We start from the raw sequence: 14,333 nt of genomic DNA, 5'->3' as shown, positions 1-14,333 counted from the left end.
GTGGGGAGCGCTCCCCGACGCCTGGGTTCACGGAGGGGGTACGCGTGCGACGACCGACTCTGCATGCCGTCGCGGCGCGAGCGGGCGTGTCGAAGTCGAGCGTCTCGCGGGTGATCAACGGCGAGCCCACCGTCGCGCCCGAGATCCGGCAGATCGTGATGGCCGCGGTGACCGAGCTGGGCTACGTGCCGAACGGCGCGGCCCGCAACCTGGTCACCCAGAAGACGAACACGATCGCGATCATCGTCTCCGATCCGCCGGCCGGTCTGGTCTCGGACGACCCGATGTTCGCGATGGTCGTCCGAGCCGCTTCGCGTGCATTGGAGGCTGCGGGCAAGCAGGTGTCGCTGGCACTCGCGGGGTCGGCCGAGAGCCGGTCGCGGGTCGAGCAGTACCTGGCAGCGGGTCATGTGGATGGCGCGATGCTCGTGTCGATGGATGGATCGGACCCGCTGCCCGCAGTACTGGCTCGCACTGGTTTGCCGGTCGTCTCGCATGGGCGGCTCGCGACGCCGGGGTTGATGCCGTACGTCGACAACGACAACGTCGGCGGTGCGACGAAGGCTGTGCAGCACCTGCTCGACCAGGGCCGGCAGCGGATTGCGACCATCTCCGGGCCGCTCGACATGCAGGCTGCGCAGGAGCGGTTGAACGCGTACCGGCAGTCGTTGCAGGACAGCGATCGCCGATCGATCGTTGCCCTGGGCGACTTCACCCGGATCTCCGGTGCGGACGCGATGCGCCAGCTCCTGCAGGACGATCCGCACCTCGACGCGGTCTTCGCCGCCAACGACCTGATGGCGATCGGCGCCCTGCGCACCTTGCGCGAAGCAGGGCGCCGAGTCCCCGACGATGTCGCGGTCGTCGGCTTCGACGACATCGAAGCAGCCCTCTACACCGCTCCCCCGCTGACAACAGTCCGCAGCCCGATGGGCGAACAAGCAGCAAGCACAGTCCGACTCCTGCTCGACCTCCTAGCCAATGGCTCCGCCGACTCAGTCATCCTGCCGACCGAACTGATCCTCCGCGAATCAGCCTGAAGAGCTGGATGGCCGACGGCGTCGGCGAAGGAGGAACAGGCCCAGCCCAAGGATCGCCCCGGCCGCGGTGGCAAGGCCTGCTGTCCGCAAGACAGACGAGTTGCCGGCCGGAGAAGTGGTTGCCTGGGGCATGTTTTCTGCCGCTGGCTGGTTCGGCACTGCTACGGCGGCGTTCACCTTCACTGGTTTCAGGGTGACGTCGTTGCCGTCGCCGCCGCGGTAGGTGATGGCGTACTTCGTGCCGCCGACCGGCACCTCGGCGCCTTCGGCGAGACCCGTGAAGGTACCGGCGACCTGGTCAGAACCGGAGTTGTCGATGATGGTGATCTCCTGGGCGGAGCGCTCAGGCTTGGCCCCTGCAACTGGGGCAAGCGCCCCCGCGAGTGACACCGTGCCGGTGACGTTCAGCGGCTTGCCGTCCGCGCGGGTCGTCAACCGGCCGTTCCTGGTTTGCGCGAAGTCCCCGTTCACCGAGAACGACCCATCCAGTACGCCGGTGTTGAGCAGCTTGCCCCCCTTGAAGGTGCCGGCGAGCGTGGATGCCTGCGACAGGGTGACAGTCGAGTCGCTGCCGGCCAGGACCGTCGTACCGCCGAGCATCGTGAGGTTGCGCAGCGTCTGGTTCCCCGCCTTGGTCAGGTCGAGCTTGGCGCCCGCCTTCGTGAGCGCCACGGCGGTACTGGACTTCAGACTGCCGCCGGTGAGGGCAAGGACGCCCTGCGAGATTGTCGTCTTCCCCGTATAGCTGAGAGCTCCGGTGAGGCGGGTGGTGGCTGCGCCGGCCTGGATCAAGGATCCGCTTCCGCTGATCTTCGAGAGCGAGGTCGTCTTCCTGGTGTTCTGCACGACCAGCGAACCGAAGTTGGCGACCTTGTACAGCGCGGCCTTCGTCAGCAGGCTGCCGTCACCGCCCGGTCGCCCGCTGCCGAGCCGGAGGATCGCGCCCTTCTCTATCGTCGTGGAGCCGTCGTAGTACTGGTCTGCCGCGAACGTCACGTCGTTGCCCCGCACCGACTTGATCACGATGTCGCCGGCCCCTGGCGCCTTGAGCGTGTCGTGGAAGACGCCGCCGCCGATCGGGGCGCCCAGCGTCACCGGGCCGTTGTAGGCGAAGGCCAGCTTGGAACGGGACCGGGCCGCCAGCAAGTTGATGTAAACGGTCTCCGCGGTGCCCGGCATGAAGATCTGGTGCGTGGAGCCGTCACCCCACTGGACGTTGGCGCCCTTGATGTTGGTGCCCCGTTTGTTGAGGTCGTGCGCGATCTTCCGCCAGTTGATGGCGGGGTCGCTGAGCGACGGATCGGTGTCGCCACCGCGGTCGGAATAGCTGTACTGCCCGGTGAGCACGACCTTGCTGCCCGGGCGCGACTGGACGTTGATGTCACTGCCGTACTCACGCTGGTAGAAGTTCTGCCGCAGTGTGATGGTTTGGTCCAGCGGGGTGTCGATCGTCCAGGTGCCCTGGTTGACGACGGCCCGGGCGTTGGGCAGCGCCACGGCGGACTCGGGCTTGCCTGCGGCCGTCCCGGTCCCGTTGTCGATCACACCGGAGAACGGGTGGGTCCCGGCGAGATCGAGCGTGCCCCACAGGAAGCGTGGCTGGCTGACCAGCCCGGAGCCGCTGATGGTGCCGAGATTGAAGGTCCGGACGAGGGACAGCCGCAGGGTGCCGTTGACCTCGATGTTGTCCTGATTGAGCTGGTAACCCGGGGTGTTGTACGGAAACCTCCCGATCAGCCCGGTGCTGCCGCCCGTCCCGTACTGGAGCGTGGCACCCCGATCGACGATGACGGCCGGCGGATCGGAGTGCCTGACCACGACGTACGGATGGTTCCCGCCCAGGATCTCGACGGCCTGCCGTTGCTTGGCCTTCGGCACTGTGAAATCGCTGTCCCTGCTGAGGATCAGGGTGCCGCGCCCACTGATCCGGAGCGTGCCCTCGCCGGTGATCACGCCGTCGTACTTCGTCGTGCCGGCCGGCACCCTCACGACGGCATCGCCGGACAACGTGACGTTCCGGCCGGCGATGATCTCGGCCGTGATGTCCCCGGTTCCCACGGCCACCGCCGGCCCCGGCTGCACCAGAGCGCCCAGCAGTCCGAGCGTCGCGAGCATTACTGCGCGACGTCTGTTCATCACGATCCGGCGCCTCCTAGACCTGCCGCCTTGAGCAACAAGTCTCGTACTGTAGTTGCCTCCACCTTTCCTTCTGGCGCCAGCTCGGCGTCGGTGCTGAGGAAGACCGGGCCGTCCTCGGGGTTGGACGGCAGGCGGCCGTGGGAGCCGCGGACGATCGACGGGTCGAGCGGGACGACCGACATCGCGTAGCGCAGGCCGACCTTCTTGCGGAGGAGGTACGAGGCCGCGCGGGGTTTGACGAAGCGGTCGGAGGGGTCGAAGAAGAGCTCGGCGGGGTCGTAGCCGGGTTTGCGGTGGATCTCGACACCCTTGGCGAAGTCGGGTGCTCTCGCGTCGTCCAGCCAGTAGTAATAGGTGAACCAGGAATCCGGCTCGGCGACGGCGACAAGTTCGCCGGCGCGCTCGTGGTCCAGGCCATGGGCACGTTTGCCTTCGGCATCGAGTACTTCGGCGACGCCCGGGAGCCCACCGAGAAACTTGCTGACGGCATCGATGTCGGCCGGGTCCTTCACGTATACGTGGGCCAATTGGTGATCCGCGACCGCGAATGCGCGGGATGCCCACGGGTCGAGGTACTCCATGCCGTCCTGGGTGTGTACCTCCAGAAGGCCTTCGCTCCGCAGTAAGCGGTTGATGTCGACCGGTCGCGAGACGTCGGTGATTCCGTACTCCGACAGTACGATCACCGTCGCGCCCTTCGCCGCCGCATCGTCGAGCAGCGGAGCGAGTACCGCATCGAGCTCGATCGCCGCGCGGGTCGCCTCGACCGACGAAGCGCCGTACCGCTGCAGGTCGTAATCGAGATGCGGGATGTAGGTGAGGAGCAGGTCAGGGTTGTCCTGGGCAAGGATCTGCCGCGACGCGGCAACGATCCACTTGCTCGACTTGATCGATGCCGTCGGCCCCCAGTAGTGAAAGAGCGGGAACGCACCCAGCTTGTCGGTCAAACGATCATGCAACTCGACCGGCCTCGTGTAGCAGTCCGGCGCCTTCCGTCCGTCCGCGTAGTAGATCGGCCGCGGCGTGACGAGCAGATCCGTGTCCGCGCCCATCGCGTACCACCAACAGACATTGGCCACCTTGTACTGCGGGTTCTCCCGCCGGGCGACATCCCAGACCTTCTCCCCCTGGACGAGCTTGTTGTGCTGGCGCCAGAGGAAGACCTCCCCGAGATCACGGAAGTACCAGCCGTTGCCGACGACACCGTGTTCGGACGGCATCGTGCCGGTGAGGAAGGTCGCCTGGGCCGAGCAGGTGACGGCCGGCAGTACTGTGCCCAGCTCGCGGTTGAGCGGGAGCTGGCGCAACCTGGGCATCTTACGGAGAAGGCGCGGGGTCAGTCCGACGACATCGATGACTACGACTTGCTTGCTCACTTGACTTCCTCCAGGCCGAGGCCGATCAGGCGGTCGCGGAGCCAACCGAGCTCTCCGGCGATGCCTTCGGCGAGTTCTTGCGTGGACTTGGGGGCGCTGGGAAGTACGGACCAGGTGTAGGTCTCGGACTCCAGATGATGGGTCAGCGGATGCGGTCCGCCGACGAGGTGTTGCAGGCTCTCCTCGAGTACGTCCGTCGTACTGGTCAGTGGAGGACGTGGGGCTGCGTGCACGGGGACGTGGAAGTGCACTCGCCAGGACGCGTGCCCGGATAGTTGGTCGATCATGTCGAGGTCGTCGATGCCGGGGCCGCCGTACTCGCGGGTCTGGTGCAGGAACTTGGGTTCGGCGAACTCGTTGAGCAGCTCGCGCGCTGCGGGATCTTCCGGGTCCGGGACATGCAGAGCAGCCGAGACCTGGCTCTTGACGACTTCGACGCCGGCCCGCTGGAGCGTGCTGAACGCCTCGGCCGGTTGCTCGAACTGCACCGCGAGATGGCAGGTGTCGAGGCAGAGACCGACCAGCGACTGAGCGGCGTACGGGGTGAGCCAGTCGGCGGCTTGCGGGACCATTTCGAGGATGCAGCCGGGTTCGGGTTCGATCGCGACGCGGATGCGGCGGCCGGTGGTCTCCTGCGTCTTGGCGAGCCGGAGTTCCAAGCGGTTGAAGGCGTCGCGGGCGGCGGCGTCGCGGGTCCGGTCCCACGGCGTACGCCAGGCCAGGGGCAGGGTCGAGATCGATCCGTACGACGCGTCGGCGGGCAGCAGCTTGGCGAGTACGTCGACCAGGTCGAGGGTGTACTGCAGTCGGTCCGGCTCGGTCCAGTCGGGCGAGTAGACCTTCTTGCCGACGACGCGGTCGTGGAACCCGGCGTACGGGAAACCGTTGAGCGTGACGACCTCGAGGTTGTTGCGGTCGAGCGCGCGGCGGAGGTGGTTGAGGGCGACCGACGACTTGGCGAGGCGGTCGGCGAGGGTGTTGGCGAGCCAGAGTCCGACGCCTAGTACCGGGACGTTGAGTTCCTTGCGGACCAGGGCGGAGCAGCCGTCGAGCTGGGCGATGACGCCTTCGAGGTCCTCGGCGGGGTGGACGTTCGTGCAGTACGCGAGGTGGACGATCGAGCCGTCGGGGTGCCGGAACCTCATGGTTTGACCCCGCGCAGGATCGAGTTGCCCTCGAAGGTGTCGGCGGGTGTGGTGTCTCCGAGGTCGAGGCGTTGGGACTGGCCGTAGAAGGCGACCGGATTGCGCCAGAGCACCTGGTCGACGTCGTCCTCGGTGAAGCCTGCGGCGAGCATCGCCTGGCCTGTCGCGTGGGTGCGCAGCGGATCGGACTTGCCCCAGTCGGCGGCCGAGTTGACCAGCACGCGCTCGGTGCCGAACTGCTGAAGGATCACGACCATACGGTCGGGGTCCATCTTGGTGTCGGGGTAGATGGAGAAGCCCATCCAGCACCCCGAGTCGGCGACCTCCTTGACCGTCACCTCGTTGAGGTGGTCCACCACGACGAACTCCGGCGCGAGTCCAGATTCCTTGACGACGTCGAGCGTGCGGGTGGTACCGGCTGCTTTGTCGCGATGCGGGGTGTGGACGAGTACCGGCAGCTCGAACTGCTTCGCCAGTTGGAGTTGGTGGCTGAACACCTCGTCCTCTTCGGGCGTCATCGAGTCGTAGCCGACCTCGCCGACCGCGACGACGCCGTCCTTGGCCAGGTACCGGGGCAGTACTGCGAGGACTTCGCGGCAGCGCGGGTCGTTCGCCTCCTTGGGGTTGAGCGCAATCGTGCAGTGATGCTTGATCCCGTACTGCGCTGCGCGGAACGGCTCCCAGCCGATCAACGCGTCGAAGTAGTCGACGAACGAGCCGACACTGGTCCGCGGCTGCCCCAACCAGAACGCAGGCTCCACCAGTGCCTGCACTCCGTGGGCCGCCATCGCGGCGTAGTCGTCGGTCGTCCGGGACGTCATGTGGATGTGCGGATCGAAGATGCGCATAGCAACACCTCTTAGGGCGGGCTGTTGAGGTACGCCTCCAAGTCGGCTGGGATGGCCCGGCCGGCTGCGCTCCGTTCGGCGGCGAAATCGGTCATCATCCGGATCAGCTCCGGATCCACCCGCTTCGGCAGGCCGTCGACCACGGCCAGCGGGATGTCGGCGAACACGCACTTCAGCACTGCATGCCGGAAGGCGTGTTGGGGTAGGTGCTGCGTTGCGTACGGCCCGAGCGCGGCAGCAACCAGCCGCTTGTCGTTCGTCCGCAACGCATCCTCGATGATCGGAACAGCATGGTCTTCAAGAGCGTCCGCGACGTCGGCCAGCGAGAGTGCATGCAGTACGGCCAACTTCTCGACGGCGTCGCCGTACCGATAGACGTCTAGTACGTCTGCTGCTGACGCTTTGACGAGAAGGAGCGCGCGGGTTGCTTGGTCGGTGGTCCAGCTCGGGCTCAAGCGGTCACGGCCGACCTTGCGGGCTGCTGCGGGGAAGGCGACAGAGAGAGGTTGTTGCCGGGCCTCGATCAGCCAGGCACGAGCCGCTGTCGGGAGCAGCTCCTCCAGAACCATCGCGGGCGTCATACCGATGCCTTGCGGAGGAATTCGAGGGAGTCGCGCGCGATGGTGGGGGCGGCGTGGGAGTGGCGTGGGAGTTCTACTGCTACTAGGCCTTGGTACTGGATGTCTTTGAGGGCTTGGAGGACTGGTGGGAAGTCGACCTCGCCGGTGCCGAACTCGAGGTGTTCGTGGACGCCTCGGCGCATGTCGTCGATCTGGAGGTTGACGAGGTATTGGGCGGCGGCGGTGATGCAGGCTGGTGGGGATTGGGGCTCGTTGCAGACCAGGTGGCCGATGTCGAGCGTTAGGCCTAGAGTCTCGCTGCCTATCTCGGCCTGGAGTTTGAGGTAGCCGGACAGGTCGTCGATGAGCATGCCGGGTTCTGGTTCGAGGGCTAGCTGGACGCCTCGGTCGGCGGCGTAGGCGACGAGTTGGTTGCAGCTGCCGATGAGTCGTTGCCAGCCGAGCTCGGGTGTCACGTCCGGCGGGAGGGTTCCGGACCAGAAGGAGACTGCTTCGGCGCCTAGGTCTGCGGCGACCTCGATGGCGCGTTCGAGCAGCGCGATCCGCCACTCGGAGCCGTGGGTGTGGAGGAGGGTGGGTTCGTGCTTGCGATACGGGTCGAGCACGTAGCGGCCGCCGGTCTCGATCACCACTGCAAGGTTGCTGGCAGCAAGTAGTTTGCCAACCTCGGCGGTGCGCTGACGAAGGTCCGGGCCGAACGGGTCGAGGTGGTTGTGGTCGAGGGTCAGCGCGACCCCGTCGTACCCGAGATCCGCGATCACCTTGAGCGCTTCGGGCAACCGGTGGTTGGCGAACCCGTTGGTCCCGTAACCGAATCTCATGTCGGCGACACCTTCCTGGCGAGGGCTTTGGCCAGCGGAAATGCGGCGAGCAGACCCGCGCCTACTGCGGGCGCGCCGCCGCGCGCGCACCATGCGGCCTGAAGCGGTACCAGCCCGTGGATCCCTGCCCCGACGGCTTTGCGAAGGTTCGCCGCGCTCGGGTCGCCTGCGGCGACTAGCTGAGCCTGCCCGACCGAGCGAGCGAAGAGTCCGGCGAACGCCGCGGAGAGCAAGGTCCCGATAGCGCCGGGCAAGGTGGAGGCGGGGCGGGCGGTGGCGGCGGTTATTGCGGTGGTGGTGGCTAGGGCGGCTCGGGAGGAGGTGGGGGTGCTGCCGTGGACTTCGCCTTGGGAGATGTAGGTGGTGGTGAGGATGTGGGCGCCGATGGCGGCGGCTGCGGGGAGGGCGGCTCGGCGGTTGTTGCCTGCGCCTACCAGTACGTCCAGGGAGCGGGCTGCCGCCATGACTACTGGGCCGAGCGGAGTGTTCTTGGCCTTCAGGTCGTAGGTCCACGCGGTTGCGGCGAGGGCGGCCGACGTACGGAAGGTGTGGCGGTCGCCAGCCAATCCCGACAGGGCTAGGCCGGCTGCGGTCAGTGATGAGGCTAGGGACAGCGCAGTACGGGGTGTGACTCGGCCGGACGGGATGGGGCGTTCGGGACGCTCCACTGCGTCTAGGTCTCGGTCGGACCAGTCGTTGAGGGCCATACCGGCCCAGTAGAGGGCTACCGACGAGGCGGCCAGGCCGGCTAGGCGGGTGGGGCGGAGGTTGCCTGCGGCTACTGCGCCAGCCAGTACGTCGCCGGGGACGGTGAGGGCGGCTGGGGCTCGTACTAGTTCGGCCAGGTCGGCCAGGCGGGGGCGCTTCGTGGTGCGCCTCAGCATGAGCGGGTCCAGCGGAGCAGTTCGTCGTACTGGCGGGCCAGGGAGTGTTCGGTCGACTCGATGGGGTCTTTGAAGTAGAAGCCGAGGAAGGGCATCGCGCCGACGTGGTTGCGATCCAGGGCCAGGGCTGAGAGGCGCGCCAGGTCTAGTACGAGCGGGGCGGCGAGGGCGGAGTCGCAGCCCTGCCAGGTGAACTGCAGCGTCATCCGGACGCCGAGGAAGCCGGAGAAGAGCACGTGGTCCCAAGCGGTCTTCCAGTCGCCCATGGCGTCCACGTAGTCGATGTGGACGTCACCTGCGACGTTGCCGAGCATTTCGGCGAGACCACGTTCCTTGGAGATGCTCTTCGACTCCGCGGCGCGTGGGTCGGCGAGGGTCGCGCCGTCACCGCCGCCGAGGAGGTTGGTACCGGACCAGGCGTGCACGGGGAGGGCGCGGGCCGCGAACATCGGGGCGAGCACGCTCTTGACCAGGGTCTCCCCCGTCTTTGCATCCTGCCCGCCGTACGGCAAGCCCTTCTCGACCGCCCACTCCCGCACCGCGGCCGGCCGGATCGAGGTCGATGGCGTGAAGTCGATATACGCCGCACCCGCCTCGAACGCTGCCAAAGCACCCACTGAGCTAGCCGGCAGTACCTGCCGATGCGCCAGCGCCTCCCGCAACTCTGCGGCGGTGGAAATAGGCACCTCGTATGGCGCCTCAGTCGACGCGACGTTGATGGCGACTACCTGGCTGAGGTCGTTGCGCAGGCGGAAGGCGCGGATGTCTTCAGCCATCCGATGAACCAGCTCGGACTGCGCACCGCCGGTCGGCAGTACCACGATGTTGCGTTCTGCTTCGGCTAGTTCGGTGGCTATTAGGCGGTCTAGGCCCGATGGGAGGACGCCGCCGGCCATCAGGCGTTCGACCTGTTTGGTCAGTGGAGTCTCGACTACGTCGTGGCCGCCGAAGACGAGGGCGTCCAGGGGGATCAGGTCCGTACCGGCGAAGTCGGCGAGTTCGGTGACTACTCCGGCGGGTGGGATTCCGTGGTGGAGTGCCGCTGCCCCGGCGATGGTCGTGGTCGCGACCGATCCTCTTGCTCCGAACAGCCAGACACCAACGCGTCGACGCATCCGCGGCTCCTCACGAGTCCAGCCACGGACAGTGATCTGGGTCGGCCAGTCCGTGACAGATCGGAACTCTAGATCGCCTCAGGACCGCTTGGGAAGAGCTTGCCGGGGACTTTGTTGGGGCAACCGCCAAAGTCTGAAATTACGCGGATCCCGCAGATTCTCCTGCCCTGGCAACGGACTCCGGCCCGCCGACCAGGTCACGCGACCGATCGGCGACAGCCATTGCGGCCAGCGCGGTGGTCAACGGGACGGCCGCGATGATGCCGAGGCTGCCGACCAGACCTCGGACGACTTCGACCGCGACGATCTCGGTACTGAGCAGATACCCGGTCGATACCCCGCCGATCGCGAAGACCATCAGGATCGGCAGCGCGGCACCGGCGTACGCGAGCACCAGCGTGTTCACGACGGAGGCGACATGCGCCCGGCCGATCCGCAGTCCAGCTCCGATCAGCGACGCCCGGCTCGCCGCTGGGTTGGCGGCCGACAACTCCCAGACCGCGCTCGCCTGCGTGACAGTCACGTCGTCGAGTACGCCGAGTGAGCCGATCACAATGCCCGCGACCAGCAACCCGGTGAGATCGAGCCCCGGCACGTAAGCCTTCACCGCGGACGCACCTTCGCTGGCGAGCCCGGAGAACGCACTCACCTTGACGAACACCCAACCCAGCAACGCAGTCAGCCCCAATGAGGCGATCGTCCCCGCCAGCGCCACCGACGACTGAGCGTTGATCCCGTGCGTCAGATAGAGCGCTATCACCATGATGACCGAGCCGCCGACCACCGCCACCAGCAGCGGATTCGCCCCCTTCAGGATGGCCGGCAAGATGAACTGGGTCAGCGTCAGTGCCGTGATGCCGAGCGCACCGAGCGCGGCGACCCCACGCCAGCGCGACAACGCGATCACCGCGATCCCGAAGATCACCGCGAGGGCGACCAGCGGGATGGACCGGTCGTGGTCGACGTACTGGTACCGATCCGCGATTGCGGCGCCCTTCTGGACCCCGAGGATGAGCCGGTCGCCGACCTTGATCTGGACGGCCGCGTTCTTGCCCTTGGGGACCTCGACCGGCACCTCCAGCCCCTTGTCCGAGCCGGGCGCGGAGCGCAGCTTGACCGTCGCCTCGTCGCAGTCGGCGGGCGTCTCGGGACAGGCCTTGAGCGCGGTGACCGTGCCGCTCGCGCCGGTCTGCTCGGCCGCCGCGATCTTCAGGTCACCGCCCGGCCAGAGCACGATCATGGCGATCACGGCGGCCGCGATCAGCGGGATCAGCACCGCCGCGACCACGATCCGGACCCGTCGGGCGACGATCGCGTCGGCGTCGACGACCGACGTGTCGATCACCTCGGAGCCATGCCCGTGACCGTGCCCATGGCCGTGACCGCGCGGAATTTCCAGCCGGCGCCCGCGGTTCGGCTTGGTGTCGGCGCGCCGCCGTCCTACGGTCCGCTTGGCCATTCATCCACTCCCTGTTTTGACAACCATCCCCACTTAAATGAAAATGATTGTCATGAGATCCAGTATGCGTGCTGTCGTCGCCGGGCTCGCCGCCCTCACGGTGGTAACTCTGGCAGGCTGCGGCAACACTGCCGCGGGCGGCTCCGACGGCAAGCTGGACGTGGTCGCTTCGTTCTACCCGCTGGAGTTCATCGCCCGCTCGGTGGGCGGCGACGCCGTGAACGTGACCACCCTGACCGCGCCCGGAGTCGAGCCGCACGACCTGGAGCTGACCCCGAAGCAGGTCGGCGGTATCGCGCAGGCGAAGCTGGTCGTCTACGAGAAGAACTTGCAGCCGGCCGTCGACGAGGCGGTCGCGCAGAACGCGAAGGACACCGGTTTCGACATCGCGCCGGCCGCCCAGCTCGAGGCCACCGGCGCCGACTTCGAGGAGCACGGCGAGGGCGAGGCAGCCGGTACTCCGAGCGACAGCGTCCAGCCCGCGGCCTACACCTCCGATGACCTCGACCCACATTTCTGGCTCGACCCGGTCCGGTACAAGGGCGTAGTACAGGCCGTCACGGACAAGCTCGTCTCGGCCGACCCCGGCAACGCGGACGGCTACAAGCAACGCTCCGCGACGCTGCTCGGCGAACTGGGCAAGCTCGACACCGAGTTCAAGACCGGGCTGACCGACTGCAAACTGAAAACCTTCGTGACGAGCCATCAGGCGTTCGCCTACCTGGCGAAGCGGTACGGTCTGACGATGGTCGGCATCGCCGGGTTCACCCCTGACGCCGAGCCCACCCCGTCGCGGATCAAGGAGGTCCAGGAGATCGTGCAGAAGGAGCAGGTCACCACGATCTTCTACGAGGAACTGGTCAGCCCGAAGGTGGCCGAGTCGATCGCTCGCGACGTCCACGTCAAGACCGCCGTCCTGAGCCCGGTCGAGGGCCTGTCGGACGGGAACTCCCAGGAGACCTATCTCTCGCTGATGCGCGAGAATCTGCAGGAGCTCCGGAAGGCGAACAGCTGCGCGTGACATCTTCACAAATCTCTGAGGCCGTCCAGGTCACCGATTTGTCGGTGGACCTGGGCGGTCGTCTCGTATTGCGCGGCGTCGACCTGCAGATCCGGGCCGGCGAGGTGGTCGCCGTGCTCGGCACCAACGGCTCAGGCAAGTCCACGCTGATCAAGACGATCGTCGGCCTGCTGCCCGCGGCTCGTGGCCAGGTCCAGCTCTTCGGTACGCCGGTACCGCGCTTCCGTCACTGGAACCGGATCGGCTACGTGCCGCAACGCATCACCGCGGCAGGCGGTGTACCGGCGACCGTGGCCGAGGTTGTGTCGTCCGGGCTGCTCTCGAAGCGGAAGCTGTTCCGCCCGATGACGGCTGCTGACCGGGCTGCGATCGACGAGGCGCTGGAGATCGTCGACATGGCCGACCGGCGCAAGGACGGCGTCGCCGAACTCTCCGGCGGCCAGCAGCAGCGGGTGCTGATCGCCCGCGCACTGGTCTCGGATCCCGACCTGCTGATCCTCGACGAGCCCACCGCCGGCGTCGACCTGGCGAGCCAAGCTATCTTCGCCGACGCGATCCGCGAGCGGGTGTCGCGCGGTACGACGGTGGTGATGGTCAGCCACGACCTCGGCCCGATGGACGCGCTGATCGAGCGCTCGGTCGTCCTGCGCCGCGGCCGGATCGTGTACGACGGTCCGCCGCACGCCTCGCAGACGCATGCGCACGTCCACCCGCACGGGTCCGACGACGAGCCGGGGTGGCTGTCATGACGTTGTTCGAGCTCGAGTTCATGCAGCGGGCGCTGATCGCCGGGCTGCTCACTGGGTTGTCGGCTCCGGCGATCGGCACGTATCTGGTCCAGCGGCGGCTGTCGTTGATGGGCGATGGGATCGGACATATCGCGATCACCGGTGTCGCGCTGGGGCTCTTGACCGGGACTGCGCCGGTGCTCACCGCAGTACTGGTCGCTATCGCTGGTGCTACGGCTATTGAGCTCGTCCGGGCGCGGGGTAAGGCCAGTGGGGATGTGGCGCTGGCGCTGCTCTTCTACGGCGGCATAGCGGGCGGCGTACTGCTGATAGGCCTGGCAGGGCAGGGCGCAGCGACTCTGAACACCTACTTGTTCGGGTCACTCACCACTGTCTCGCCCTCCGACCTGTACGTCGTAGTCGGGCTGGCTGTGACGGTACTGGTCGTGGCGATCGGGCTGGGCCCGCAACTGTTCGCGGTGTGCCAGGACGAGGAGTTCGCTCGCGTCACTGGTCTCCGGGTGCAGTTGCTGAACCTGCTGATCGCAGTGATGGCCGCGGTGACTGTCACGGTCGCCATGCGGACTGTCGGGCTGCTGCTAGTCAGTGCGCTGATGGTGGTGCCGGTTGCCACGGCTCAGCAGTTCACGCGGTCGTTCCGGAGTACGTTCGTGACCGCCTGTGCCATCGGAGTCGCTGCCTGTCTGGCCGGCATCATCACGTCGTACAACGCCAACGTCGCCCCCGGCGCCACGATCGTCGTCCTGGCCCTGGCCGGCTTCGTCGTAGCCGCGATCGCCGGCACCCTGGTACGCCGTCGCCGCGGCGTCCTCGCTCCCCTCACCGATGAGGAGCCGGAGATCGATCTCCCGGTCCCGGAACCGCACGTCGTGAGCACCGCCCACCAGCACGCCCACGACCCGAAATGCGGTCACCCCAAGATCGAACACGGCGATCACGTCGACTACGTCCACGACGGACACCTCCACGCGGCACACGGAGACCACTGGGATGAGCACTAGTCGCCCGGGGTGGGGAGCGCTCGAGTGATTGCGGTGTCCAGGTGCGTGCATCGCGGTGCTGGAGGAGCGTCCTCGATGCGGAGCATCGTGGATGCTTCGCCAGTGCCGCGAGGTGCGTGCCTGGGCGCCGCAAGCGCCGAGCGATCCTCACCCC

General features: G+C 67.2%; 13 protein-coding genes. 4 read left to right on the top strand and 9 right to left on the bottom strand.

The window, feature by feature from the left end:
* Positions 1–44 precede the first annotated feature (44 nt).
* A complete protein-coding gene (locus OHA70_RS25125) occupies positions 45–1,040 on the top strand; it encodes a LacI family DNA-binding transcriptional regulator (protein WP_328321725.1) in 996 nt (331 codons plus the stop codon).
* Here OHA70_RS25125 and OHA70_RS25120 read toward each other — a convergent pair.
* The 9 genes from OHA70_RS25120 to OHA70_RS25080 form a co-directional block, all read right to left on the bottom strand.
* Positions 1,032–3,176 carry an autotransporter-associated beta strand repeat-containing protein gene (locus OHA70_RS25120; protein ID WP_328321723.1) on the bottom strand — a complete coding sequence of 715 codons (2,145 nt, stop codon included), beginning with the start codon at positions 3,174–3,176 and terminating at the stop codon, positions 1,032–1,034. The two genes, OHA70_RS25125 and OHA70_RS25120, sit on opposite strands and share 9 nt — an antisense overlap.
* The gene (locus OHA70_RS25115; protein WP_328321721.1) at positions 3,176–4,555 is read right to left on the bottom strand and encodes an alkaline phosphatase family protein; all 1,380 of its coding nucleotides are present in this window, start codon (positions 4,553–4,555) and stop codon (positions 3,176–3,178) included. Before OHA70_RS25115 ends, OHA70_RS25120 begins: the two co-directional genes overlap by 1 nt.
* Entirely contained in the window at positions 4,552–5,700 is a 1,149-nt protein-coding gene (gene eboE, locus OHA70_RS25110) for a metabolite traffic protein EboE (RefSeq protein WP_328321719.1), read from the bottom strand. Before eboE ends, OHA70_RS25115 begins: the two co-directional genes overlap by 4 nt.
* Positions 5,697–6,548: a TatD family hydrolase gene (locus OHA70_RS25105; RefSeq protein WP_328321717.1), complete on the bottom strand. Its 852-nt coding sequence runs from the start codon at positions 6,546–6,548 to the stop codon at positions 5,697–5,699. Before OHA70_RS25105 ends, eboE begins: the two co-directional genes overlap by 4 nt.
* An 11-nt stretch (positions 6,549–6,559) precedes the next feature.
* The gene (locus tag OHA70_RS25100; RefSeq protein ID WP_328321715.1) at positions 6,560–7,129 is read right to left on the bottom strand and encodes an EboA domain-containing protein; all 570 of its coding nucleotides are present in this window, start codon (positions 7,127–7,129) and stop codon (positions 6,560–6,562) included.
* Positions 7,126–7,950: a sugar phosphate isomerase/epimerase family protein gene (locus OHA70_RS25095; RefSeq protein WP_328321713.1), complete on the bottom strand. Its 825-nt coding sequence runs from the start codon at positions 7,948–7,950 to the stop codon at positions 7,126–7,128. Before OHA70_RS25095 ends, OHA70_RS25100 begins: the two co-directional genes overlap by 4 nt.
* Positions 7,947–8,834 carry an SCO3242 family prenyltransferase gene (locus OHA70_RS25090; RefSeq protein WP_328321711.1) on the bottom strand — a complete coding sequence of 296 codons (888 nt, stop codon included), beginning with the start codon at positions 8,832–8,834 and terminating at the stop codon, positions 7,947–7,949. Before OHA70_RS25090 ends, OHA70_RS25095 begins: the two co-directional genes overlap by 4 nt.
* On the bottom strand, positions 8,828–9,949 hold the full coding sequence (locus OHA70_RS25085) for an inositol-3-phosphate synthase (RefSeq protein WP_328321709.1): 1,122 nt from the start codon (positions 9,947–9,949) through the stop codon (positions 8,828–8,830). Before OHA70_RS25085 ends, OHA70_RS25090 begins: the two co-directional genes overlap by 7 nt.
* Before the next feature lie 139 nt (positions 9,950–10,088).
* Positions 10,089–11,408 carry a YibE/F family protein gene (locus tag OHA70_RS25080; RefSeq protein WP_328321707.1) on the bottom strand — a complete coding sequence of 440 codons (1,320 nt, stop codon included), beginning with the start codon at positions 11,406–11,408 and terminating at the stop codon, positions 10,089–10,091.
* A 52-nt stretch (positions 11,409–11,460) separates the two neighbouring features.
* Between OHA70_RS25080 and OHA70_RS25075 the strand changes: the two genes are divergently transcribed.
* Genes OHA70_RS25075 through OHA70_RS25065 form a run of 3 tightly spaced genes read left to right on the top strand, consistent with a single transcriptional unit; the run spans position 11,461 to position 14,179 of the window.
* Positions 11,461–12,429 carry a metal ABC transporter substrate-binding protein gene (locus tag OHA70_RS25075; RefSeq protein ID WP_328321705.1) on the top strand — a complete coding sequence of 323 codons (969 nt, stop codon included), beginning with the start codon at positions 11,461–11,463 and terminating at the stop codon, positions 12,427–12,429.
* On the top strand, positions 12,426–13,178 hold the full coding sequence (locus OHA70_RS25070; RefSeq protein ID WP_328321703.1) for a metal ABC transporter ATP-binding protein: 753 nt from the start codon (positions 12,426–12,428) through the stop codon (positions 13,176–13,178). The genes OHA70_RS25075 and OHA70_RS25070 overlap by 4 nt, the downstream gene beginning before the upstream one ends.
* Complete coding sequence (locus tag OHA70_RS25065) at positions 13,175–14,179, top strand: metal ABC transporter permease (RefSeq protein WP_328321702.1); 1,005 nt, start codon at positions 13,175–13,177, stop codon at positions 14,177–14,179. The genes OHA70_RS25070 and OHA70_RS25065 overlap by 4 nt, the downstream gene beginning before the upstream one ends.
* Positions 14,180–14,333: the final 154 nt, after the last annotated feature.

This window comes from Kribbella sp. NBC_00382, from assembly GCF_036067295.1.
Lineage (GTDB): Bacteria > Actinomycetota > Actinomycetes > Propionibacteriales > Kribbellaceae > Kribbella.
The sequence above is the reverse complement of the archived record's forward strand: the minus strand, read 5'-3'. Positions and strand labels throughout refer to the sequence as shown.